Below are 10009 nucleotides of genomic sequence, written 5' to 3'. Positions count from 1 at the left end.
TGGCAATTGATGGTGTCCAAATCGTGATCTTCAAAACTGCCGTTGTACAAGCTTTGAGCGTTCAGGCTATTAGCTACCCATAATAAACACGCAAGGTACACGACTATTCTGAACACCATGCTCACGACTATTCTGAACGAAGTGAAGAATCCCACTACTAGCCTATGGGTTAGATTCTTCACTCCGTTCAGAATGGCATTGTGAAGAATGGTATGAGTGTTGTTGACTACCATCACTTGCGTATTTTAATGACCTTTTCGGAGCTCAACTCCTGACCATCGTCATTAAAGGCTTTGAGGATATAGATACCTATGGGTAAGTCTCCCAACAGTATGCTGTTTTTATTGCCTGATAACACCTCTTGCTCGTGGTGTAGCTTACCCATAACATCGTAAATGCCTATACGACTACCGTTGGTTTCTATGTGCAAAGCCTCAGCAAAGGGATTAGGATAAACCTTTAGGTCTTGGGCAAAAGTGCTCTTTCTAGCACCTATCCAAGGGGTGCCTATTTCGCAGTCGTTGCGGTAATTGACCCACTCTCTATCGTAAAAACGTGCCATAGAACGGGCAACATAAACGGCAGTACCGTGAGTAAAGGGACAGAGTTTAGCCAATTCCTTGAGGCGATCTTGTTTGGCTAAGCTGAGGGTACGCATAGGGCGGTCTTGTCCCAATTGACCGAAATAAATATCATACACCTCTTTAGCGGTGCGGGTAATGTCGTTCCTGCCTTCTAGTTTGTTGATGGTCTCTCGGGCTTTGTCGTAACGCCCTTCTGAGGCATACTTTAGCGATTGCTGAATTTTGTAAATGGGGCGTTGTTGGGCTTCTTGTAGAAAGGCTTGTAAGTCGGGACGGTTTTCTAAGAGGTGGTGTTCCTTGCCTATCCAGCGCAATACCATTTGATGAAAATTGAACCAATAGGGGTTAAAGTCGTCCGTCCATTCCGAAAAGACAAAATGAATGTAATCGTCAAAAGAATTGATAATGCCCCTGTTCAACAACTCAAAGCACTGCACCTGCTCCGCCAAGATGGGGTAGCCTGGACTGTAATGAACAGGTATGGCTGGAATATAAGTCCCCCCCATAATATCCGACATAAAAGGGTTAAAACCTCCCATACTAAAAGATTGGCTGTTCATGCGGTGGTAAAAGGGCGATAATTCTCCATAAGAATCGTGGCTAAAAAGGTGAGGTCGGTTAGTGCCCCAAGCTTGACTGCCTGTACCCACCCAGCGGTTGTCGGAGGCTTCGTTAGGGCTGCCTTGAGGGCCAATAACGCCTTGGTTGGCTAAGTACACCCCATACTTACCGTCTCTAAATAGGTTGCTTCTGAGTCGGGTGCCGTGGTTGGCAGAAGTAAACTGCATACTCCTTTGAAAATGGTCAACGGTATTTCGTCGAATGTTGCTGAGACCGCTCAAAGTAGCGTGTAAGCCAGTCGAAGCCATGAGGTTATGCCCTTGCCCTTGTATGTTGTTGGAAGTAACATCGGTGTCAAAAGCACTAACCAAAGAAATACCCGTAGCAAAGGTATTCCATAGCCAATTGCGGTTAATTTGGGTTTGGTATTCGCCATTGACGTATATACCTACGGTATAGTCAGCGATACAGTTTTCTGTTATGGAAGTCGTGTGATTGGCATTAGCTGTGCCAGGCTCACTAGAGGAGGTAATGGCCACCGAACCAACTTCAAATTTATTCTTGGAATAATTGATATTACCCCCTCCTGTAACAAAAGATACCACCCCTTGAGATATACCCTCAAACGTGTTGTTGTTTACATCAACCCTTTGGTTGTTCAAAAAATTGGTACGCACACCAATAAAGCCTTCTTCAAAATGGTTGTTGTGAGCAATAATGTTCATTTTGTCAGCATCAACAGCAGCTATGTTTCCTCTAAAGGTGTTGTTGTGAATAGTTAAGGTATGGTCTTCATAATGTGGGGTGTGGGCATAAATAGCTGTTCCCACATGAACACCATTAATAGGTTCGGGCCAAAAGCTTAGCCCTGGTAAGTCAATGAATTGATTGTGTCGAATAGTCGCATTGGAGTAACTGCTGTATATTCCAAAAGACATTTTTTTAAAAACGTTATCAGCTATATTTTCTCCAATATTAATGTGGGGCACATAAACGAGAAGAATCCCTGTTGAAGAAGTCGTATTATAATGGTAAGGATACATCAAATGAGGGCTAGTTACATTAAAGGTATTGCCATAAATGGTTGAATTGGTGTCAATGTTGTATTGGGCAAATAGATGTGTGTTATTGTTTAAAAATTGAGAGTGTTTAAGCTCTAAAAAACTTTGTCCGTTGTGAGACTGTCCGAAACCATCTCCACGTAAAATTATACCATGGTCGGCATGGCTAACTGTGGAGTTGGTTATTTTTAAGTGTCCTCTATCTACATCAAAACCATACCAAACCGTGTCAAAACAAGCTGTAAATATTGAGTTATTACTAATGAGCGTCCCGTAATTGTTTTGTTCATCTTCTTCTATAAAAATTTTGGCGTAAGGCGCAACAAAAACTCGGCAACCATTGAATGTTATTTGCTCATTATTAACGTGAAAATCACCATTAACAAAAAGTGTTTTGTTGCTTACGGTAGAACCTCCGTTTAGCTCAATAAGTGGGTCTTGTGTCCAGCCGTCATTGATAACATAATCTGGGGTGAGCCCATTTATTTCACAGCATTTTTTATTGACCTCTATGCGAGATGTAGATTTACACCCTGTAATGGGGTCGTATATATTCAGTACTATGTGTCCTCCAGAGATATTGTTTAGCCACTCAACTGTAATGGTGTTACCGTTGTCAGCAGTAAGTGTTCCACCTGTCACCGACCAGTCGTATTCAAAATTGGGGTTATAGTTTTCAATGGTATATATTTGAGTGCCACAATAAAAGCTAGAGCCTAATATGTTTTGATTTGAAAAACTAGGAGGGGTTTGTATTTGAAGTTGAGCACTTCCTATTGGATTATTATTGATATCATAAGTGTTTAAGGTTATGGTGTAACTTCCCTCGCTTGTGGGTGTCCAGTTTATTTGCTGACCGCTACCAATAATTTGTCCATTAACCAACCATTGCCAAAGTCCAACGCCTTCTTCATAAGGGCAAGAAGCTGAAAGGGTAATGTTCTCATTAACGCAAGGATTTAAATTGCTAGAAGCTATTGTTGGGTTGTTAGGAAGAACGGTAACAATAGCTTCGGCTTGTCCTTCACAATTTTCACTACCTGCATTTAAGTTAACCGTATACTCGCCTGTGCTTTCATAGGTGTGAATGACAGGGTTTGATGTATAGGTGGTGCCATCACCCATAGACCATTGGTTAGGTTGACTATTTGAAGATAATTCTATGTCTTGACCTAAGTATATACTAGCATTAGAAGGTGTTATTGTAATTTCGGAAGGGTATACAAGCATATGAAACATAACCCCAACATGTTCACTAAAAGAAAAATAAAATATTCCTGATTGATTGAAAGTTACAGATGCTGGATTGGGGTATGTAGTGTTGACTATAGTAACATCAAAACTACTATCAAGAGGAGTAATAGTATGTTGTGGCGAATCATTAAAGCTGGATGAGTTAGGTACCAATTTTAGTTGGTGTGTTTCTCCTTGGCAAGCTGAACCCATATAATTAGATGTTGAGGTATGAATCTCTGAATTAGGGCGATAAAAACCATTTGTTAGGTTTAAAAGCCCAAAATTTGGACCAGAAACCTCATTGTTTTGTGCCATTAAGCCCAAAGCAAAGAGGCTTAAATTAAGTAGAAGTAAAAATCTTTTCATAGTCTTAAGTTTTAAAAATTAAGTCAAGACTAAGCTGCGTATAAATTTAGATAGAAAAGAATGAGAAAGTCAAGTAATTTTTGACGAGTATAGAGGTTTTTGTGATGAAACAAAAAAAAGCCCGACGAACGGGCTTTTGTATATTGTTTATGTACTTGTGCTTAACCGTTTAAGGCCTCAGCACCCCCCACAATTTCGAGAATTTCTCCCGTAATGGCGGCTTGTCTAGCCTTGTTATAAGTCAAGGTCAGTTCTCTTTTGAGTTCACCAGCATTGTCCGTTGCCTTGTGCATAGCCGTCATACGTGCGCCATGCTCAGAAGCGTGAGAATCTAAAACTGCTTTGAAAAGTTGTACTTTCAATGATTTAGGGATAAGCTCGGCTACAATTTCTTCCTTTTCAGGTTCGAAAATGTAATCGCCAATAGTGGCTGTATCGTCAGCTGGTGTTTCTACTGGCAAATAGGCTTCTGTCATGAGGTTCTGAGAAGCTGCATTTTTAAATTGGTTATACACCACCACGACTTTGTCGTAACGCCCTTCTACAAAGTGATCCATCAAGTCTTGGGCAATAGCCGAAGTGTTGGCAAAACTAAGGTCGTTGTACAAGTCGTCATGAGAAGATATAACTTCATAACCGTTTTTAGCAAAATACTCAGAGGCTTTTTTTCCTATGGTCACAAAAGCAGCTTGCTCGTAGTCTTCAGCTAATGCCTTAGCACCTTTTATCACGTTGTTGTTAAAAGCACCGCACAACCCTCTGTTGGAAGTCACCGCTACAATAAGTATGGATTTGACCTCTCTAGCTTGAGCGTAAACGCCTCCTTCAGAAGCATCTAGGGTAGAGCTCAGATTGACCAATAACTCGCTTAACTTGTTGGCATACGGACGCATCTGTGTAATGGCGTCTTGGGCTCTTTTGAGCTTAGCTGCCGATACCATTTTCATGGCAGATGTAATTTGCATAGTAGAACCTACCGAAGTAATCCTTGCCCGTATTTCTTTTAAGTTAGCCATAGTTTATGCTGCGTATTTCTTAGATAAATCGGCACATACTGCACGTAAAGTGTCAGTAATATCGTCGCTTAACTTACCTGCTGCCAAAGCGTCTAAGACGTCTTGGTGCTTGTTGTGTAAGAAAGCGATAAACTCCGCTTCGAATTCCTTTACCTTTTCAGTTGGTACGTCCATCAAAAGACCATTAGTACCACAGAAAATGATAGCTGCTTGTTCTTCTACTCTTAATGGTGAGTATTGACCTTGTTTAAGGATTTCCACATTACGCTTACCTTTTTCGATAACCGCCGTAGTAGCCGCATCCAAATCCGAACCGAACTTAGCAAAAGCCTCTAGCTCACGGTACTGTGCTTGGTCTAATTTTAAGGTTCCTGAAATTTTCTTCATGGATTTAATTTGTGCCGAACCCCCTACACGAGATACCGAAATACCTACGTTAATAGCTGGACGAACCCCCGAGTTAAATAAGTCACCATCTAAGAAAATCTGACCATCTGTAATAGAAATTACATTGGTAGGAATATAAGCCGATACGTCACCCGCTTGTGTTTCAATAATAGGTAGAGCAGTTAATGAACCTCCACCTTTTACCATACCTTTTAAGGATTCTGGTAAATCGTTCATTTGAGCGGCAATAGCATCATCATTAATCACTTTGGCAGCTCTTTCCAATAAACGTGAGTGTAAGTAGAATACATCACCTGGATAAGCCTCACGACCTGGTGGTCTTCTTAATAATAAAGATACCTCACGATAGGCTACCGCTTGTTTAGATAAATCGTCAAATACAATCAATGCTGGACGACCTGTATCTCTAAAGTATTCGCCAATAGCAGCTCCAGCAAGTGGTGCGTAAAACTGCATCGGTGCAGGGTCAGAAGCATTAGACGCTACAATAACGGTGTAAGGCAATGCTCCAGCATCTTCTAAAGTCTTAGCTATAGCTGCTACGGTAGAGCCTTTTTGTCCTACGGCAACGTAGATACAGAATACAGGTTCTCCCTTATCATAAAATTCTTTTTGGTTGATAATGGTGTCAATAGCTACGGCAGTCTTTCCTGTCTGACGGTCACCAATAATTAGCTCCCTTTGTCCTCTACCAACCGGAATCATAGCATCGATGGCTTTGATACCTGTTTGTAATGGCTCGTTTACTGGCTGACGGTAAATAACACCCGGTGCCTTTCTTTCAATTGGCATTTCATAAGTGTCGCCCTGAATAGGTCCTTTACCATCGATAGGGTTTCCAAGAGTATCTACTACTCGACCCAACATACCTTCTCCTACATTGATAGAAGCAATACGGTTGGTTCTTTTAACAACATCGCCTTCTTTAATCCCTTTAGAAGGTCCTAATAATACCGCTCCGACATTATCTTCTTCTAAGTTTAGAACGATACCTTGTAGTCCGCTTTCGAATTCTATAAGCTCACCCGACTGAACGTTGGTTAAACCGTAAACACGAGCAATACCATCACCCACTTGCAATACAGTTCCTACCTCTTGTAAGTCCGATTCAGATTTGAACCCTGCTAATTGTTGTCTTAAAATTGCTGATACCTCAGCTGGTTTTACTTCTGCCATAGTTGTTAATTTAGAAGTCCTTTATGTAAAGGTTTTTATTAAACGATTGTTTTAAATCTTTTATCTGACGCGCTACGCTGGCGTCTAGTTGTTTGTCGCCCAACCTAAGGATTGCTCCACCGATAAGGCTTTCATCTACTTGTTCTGTTAAATCGACCTGACTAACGCCTTGCTTTTTGATGAAGTCTAAGACTTGTTGTCTGGTGTCTTCATCTAATGCAACAGCTGTGGTTAGGGTTGCCGATTCAATGCCTTGGTCAATTTTGTATAAATCTAAAAAGCCTTGTGCTATATCAAACAATAGAGCTTCTCTTTTCTTTTTAGTAATGAGGTTAATAAAACTTAACGCCAAAGGTGAACAACCTACAAATACTTCGGCTATAATGGTTAGTTTTTTATCGGTCTTAACCACAGGGCTTTTCAACAACAAAACTAACTCTCTAGAGTTTTGACATAGAGATACGACACTAGCCATATCTGTTTTGCAAAGCTCTAATGTGTTTTGCTCTTTGGCTAACTCTAGTAAAGACTTAGCATACCTCAGTGTTGCTCTTGTGTTTCTCATCTTAACTCAAAGCCGCCTCTTTCAAAGCGTTGTTTACTAATTCTTTTTGTTTGTCAGCGTCTTTCAATTCTGACTTCAATACTTTTTCTGCAATATCAATAGAAAGGTCTGCTACCTGGTTTTTAAGCTCTGTAATAGCCGCCAATTTTTCATTGTTGATTTGCTCTCTTGCTGATGCCAAAACCTTATCTGCTTCTTCTGTAGCTTGTGTCTTTGCCTCAGTAATAATTGTTTCTTTTATCTCTCTTGCTTCCTTGAGTATGCTATCTCTTTCGGCTTTTGCTTCACGCAAAATACGCTCGTTGTCAGCATTGAGGGCTTCCATCTCTTTTTTGGCGTTATCTGCTGCCTCCAAAGCATTTTTAATACCTTCTTCTCTTTCTTCTACCGCGCTAAGAATAGGTTTCCAAGCGTATTTTCTTAATAAGAATAAAAGAGCTAAAAATAAAACGGTTTGCCAAACAAACAAGCCAAGTGAAAAGTCGTTAAATAAATCCATATTATATCTTTATTTTTCTTTTTAAAATGCTAAAATCAAAACTGTAAGCAACCCTTACAGCTTTGATTTAAAATGATGAATTAGGCAGCAAATAATGCAGCAAATCCAATACCTTCAATAAGTGCAGCGGCAATAATCATTGCTGTTTGGATTTTTGAAGTCGCCTCAGGTTGTCTAGCGATAGCATCCATGGCAGAGCCACCGATTTTACCAATACCTAAACCTGCACCGATTACAATTAATCCCGCTCCTACAATATTTGGAATAGTCATAATAAAAAATTTAAAGTTAATAATTAGTTAATATCTTAATGTTCATCGTGATGTTCTTCTACTGCAGCACCAAAATAAAGGGCTGTTAGCATAGTGAATATGTAAGCCTGTAAAAAGGCTACAAGCAATTCAATAACTCCTAAGAATAGTGTTAGTCCAAAAAATGATCCAAAAGCAAATAAATTGGAGGCGAAAAACACTAAACCAATAAGCGACATCAACACCACGTGACCCGCTGTAATGTTAGCATACAAACGTATCATTAGAGAAAATGGCTTAATGATTGTTCCTAAAAGCTCTATGGGCATAAGAACAAATTTCATTGGTACTGGTACGCCAGGCATCCAAAAGATGTGTCCCCAATAATTTTTGTTTGCTGTAAATTGTGTGATTAAATAAGTAATCAGTGCCAACGAAAATGTGATGGCTATATTTCCTGTGATGTTAATTCCTAAGGGTGTCATTCCAGCTAGGTTCACAATCCAGATGAAAAAGAATACCGTTAGCAAGTAACTCATGTATCTTTTGTAGTGCTTTTCTCCAATGTTAGGAATAGCGATGTCGTCTCTGATAAATAAAACGAGTGGCTCTAATAATCTACCAAAGCCGGTAGGCAGGGGTCCTTTGCTATAAGATTTTGAAAGACCTGTAAAAAGAAAGAATATTAAAACGCAAATCAACAGAGTCATTAAAACGTTTTTTGTAATAGAAAAGTCAATTAAGTAGGGGTGGCTGATTAGCTTTTTCTTACCGTCTGAGTTAAGTTTGAGCAGCATATCTCCATGTTGTGCCGCCACTATTTTTCCGTGGAAAATGGAGTAATTAGAACTCTTAGACTCATAAAGGTAGTCTCTACTTTCTTTAGCTACAGTGTCGCTCTCGCTAAGCGGCTCAAAAGTAATGGTTGAATCGGGTGCTGTGACCTCTTTAACCTCAACCTTCTTGAAGTCTGAAGACAAGAAGAATTGAATACCATTGTCCCAAACAATAATTGGTAGCGGCATTTTTACACCGTGAAAAAGCTCAAAATAATGGGCGTCTTTCAAGTGATGCTTGATGAAACCTTTTACCTCTTCTGGAGTGTCTTTTTGGTGTGTATTGTCAGATTTTGCAAAAGTTACACTGCTAATAGTTAGTGTAAAAAGTAAGGCTAATAAATTAATTTTTCTTCTCATTCGTCTGCAAAAAATTGCTGTTATGGAATTCGCTGCAAAACTAAATATTAATGTTTATTCTAAAAATAAAATGATGAATTATTTTAAAGTTTTTTTAACGTCTTGTTGTCAAGAAGTTTAGAGTCGATTGAGTAGCTTTATTAAAACACTTATTTCAACCATTAGAGCCACAAAATATGGAATAAAAAACAAGAGAAAAGCATGGGTTGAGTTAGGACATTGTTCAACTAAGATGGGCTGTATCAAGAGCGGGAAAACAATCAGTTTTAGTAGGCTTGTTGCTAAAAAAATATACCCCAAACTCGCGGTGTGGGTGATTCTAAATTTATAAATCGTCAAAATGGCAAGTCCTGCCAGTAGAAAGTTGCTGAGGTAAGTAAAAGCCCACATTTTTAGATTAAGCTGAATATCCTGCAACTCAAAAGCCAGGTAGTGCATCAGCCCTACACAGACTAAAACAAGTCCTAATTTACTAGCAAAAGAAAGAACAAAACGACTAGTCGTCATTGTTAAGTTTGTTGAGGGTCTGCATAACAGAATACAAAGAGATGAGCAGGGCAAAAAGGGTTAAAGCGATGGTGAACCAAGCTTTTTCAGTTTGGTATTTGGCATCTAGAAATTTGCCCAAAGTAGCTCCTAAAAAGATGGTTATTCCCATCTGAGAGGCAACAGCAATAAGAACGATAAAACGTTTAGGCTGTTTTTTCTTGTTTTTCTTGTTTTCCGGCATGGTTGATGTCTTTTATAACTGCACCCATGCTACAAGAACCCGTAAAGGAAGCGCCTGGCTCTATGGCAAGTTTGTTTGTTACGATATCGCCGTCTAATTTTGCGGTAGATTTTAAGGCTAAAAGCTCTGATACCGAGATAGAGCCTTTTAACTCACCCGAAACATCTGCGTTTGAAGCGTTTACATTGCCTTCTACCATTCCTGTAGATCCAATTACAACTTTTCCTTTGGTGTTTATAGACCCTGAAAGGTTACCATCAACACGAATATCGCCAGAGGAAGTTACCTCGCCAACGATAGTTGTGCCTACGCCAATTAAATTTACTACTCCTGTGTTTTCGTGTGGTTTTGCCATGGTTT

General features: G+C 39.7%; 10 protein-coding genes. All 10 read right to left on the bottom strand.

The window, feature by feature from the left end; all coding sequences use genetic code 11:
* Positions 1 to 232: 232 nt before the first annotated feature.
* The 10 genes from ISP71_04625 to ISP71_04580 all read right to left on the bottom strand — a co-directional run bounded on the left by ISP71_04625 (position 233) and on the right by ISP71_04580 (position 10004).
* Positions 233 to 3808 carry a right-handed parallel beta-helix repeat-containing protein gene (locus tag ISP71_04625; protein MBL6663372.1) on the bottom strand — a complete coding sequence of 1192 codons (3576 nt, stop codon included), beginning with the start codon at positions 3806 to 3808 and terminating at the stop codon, positions 233 to 235.
* Between the two features lie 161 nt (positions 3809 to 3969).
* Positions 3970 to 4824 (bottom strand): ATP synthase F1 subunit gamma, encoded by an 855-nt coding sequence (atpG, locus tag ISP71_04620; protein MBL6663371.1) that lies wholly within the window; start codon positions 4822 to 4824, stop codon positions 3970 to 3972.
* Positions 4825 to 4827: 3 nt separating this feature from the next.
* On the bottom strand, positions 4828 to 6408 hold the full coding sequence (locus ISP71_04615) for a F0F1 ATP synthase subunit alpha (GenBank protein ID MBL6663370.1): 1581 nt from the start codon (positions 6406 to 6408) through the stop codon (positions 4828 to 4830).
* Between the two features lie 10 nt (positions 6409 to 6418).
* Positions 6419 to 6973 (bottom strand): ATP synthase F1 subunit delta, encoded by a 555-nt coding sequence (gene atpH, locus ISP71_04610; protein MBL6663369.1) that lies wholly within the window; start codon positions 6971 to 6973, stop codon positions 6419 to 6421.
* 1 nt (position 6974) lies between these two features.
* A complete protein-coding gene (locus ISP71_04605) occupies positions 6975 to 7472 on the bottom strand; it encodes a F0F1 ATP synthase subunit B (protein MBL6663368.1) in 498 nt (165 codons plus the stop codon).
* 80 nt (positions 7473 to 7552) lie between these two features.
* Positions 7553 to 7744: an ATP synthase F0 subunit C gene (gene atpE / locus ISP71_04600; protein MBL6663367.1), complete on the bottom strand. Its 192-nt coding sequence runs from the start codon at positions 7742 to 7744 to the stop codon at positions 7553 to 7555.
* 35 nt (positions 7745 to 7779) lie between these two features.
* Entirely contained in the window at positions 7780 to 8919 is a 1140-nt protein-coding gene (gene atpB / locus ISP71_04595; GenBank protein ID MBL6663366.1) for a F0F1 ATP synthase subunit A, read from the bottom strand.
* A gap of 117 nt (positions 8920 to 9036) precedes the next feature.
* On the bottom strand, positions 9037 to 9426 hold the full coding sequence (locus ISP71_04590) for a hypothetical protein (protein MBL6663365.1): 390 nt from the start codon (positions 9424 to 9426) through the stop codon (positions 9037 to 9039).
* Positions 9416 to 9649, bottom strand: a complete 234-nt coding sequence (locus tag ISP71_04585; protein MBL6663364.1) for an AtpZ/AtpI family protein — start codon at positions 9647 to 9649, stop codon at positions 9416 to 9418. The genes ISP71_04590 and ISP71_04585 overlap by 11 nt, the downstream gene beginning before the upstream one ends.
* Positions 9612 to 10004, bottom strand: a complete 393-nt coding sequence (locus ISP71_04580) for a polymer-forming cytoskeletal protein (protein ID MBL6663363.1) — start codon at positions 10002 to 10004, stop codon at positions 9612 to 9614. Before ISP71_04580 ends, ISP71_04585 begins: the two co-directional genes overlap by 38 nt.
* Positions 10005 to 10009: the final 5 nt, after the last annotated feature.

The organism is Flavobacteriales bacterium, assembly GCA_016779995.1.
In the GTDB taxonomy this organism is placed as follows: Bacteria; Bacteroidota; Bacteroidia; order Flavobacteriales; family UBA7312; genus UBA8444.
Note: the sequence above shows the minus strand (reverse complement) of the source record. Positions and strands in the feature narration are given on the sequence as shown.

Excerpts from the sequence above, each read along its gene's own strand:
- ISP71_04625 (MBL6663372.1), bottom strand. The coding sequence starts at position 3,808 with ATGAAAAGATTTTTACTTCTACTTAATTTAAGCCTCTTTGCTTTGGGC.
- ISP71_04605 (MBL6663368.1), bottom strand. The coding sequence starts at position 7,472 with ATGGATTTATTTAACGACTTTTCACTTGGCTTGTTTGTTTGGCAAACC.
- ISP71_04590 (MBL6663365.1), bottom strand. The coding sequence starts at position 9,426 with ATGACGACTAGTCGTTTTGTTCTTTCTTTTGCTAGTAAATTAGGACTT.
- ISP71_04580 (MBL6663363.1), bottom strand. The coding sequence starts at position 10,004 with ATGGCAAAACCACACGAAAACACAGGAGTAGTAAATTTAATTGGCGTA.
- atpH (MBL6663369.1), bottom strand. The coding sequence starts at position 6,973 with ATGAGAAACACAAGAGCAACACTGAGGTATGCTAAGTCTTTACTAGAG.
- atpG (MBL6663371.1), bottom strand. The coding sequence starts at position 4,824 with ATGGCTAACTTAAAAGAAATACGGGCAAGGATTACTTCGGTAGGTTCT.
- atpE (MBL6663367.1), bottom strand. The coding sequence starts at position 7,744 with ATGACTATTCCAAATATTGTAGGAGCGGGATTAATTGTAATCGGTGCA.
- ISP71_04615 (MBL6663370.1), bottom strand. The coding sequence starts at position 6,408 with ATGGCAGAAGTAAAACCAGCTGAGGTATCAGCAATTTTAAGACAACAA.
- ISP71_04585 (MBL6663364.1), bottom strand. The coding sequence starts at position 9,649 with ATGCCGGAAAACAAGAAAAACAAGAAAAAACAGCCTAAACGTTTTATC.
- atpB (MBL6663366.1), bottom strand. The coding sequence starts at position 8,919 with ATGAGAAGAAAAATTAATTTATTAGCCTTACTTTTTACACTAACTATT.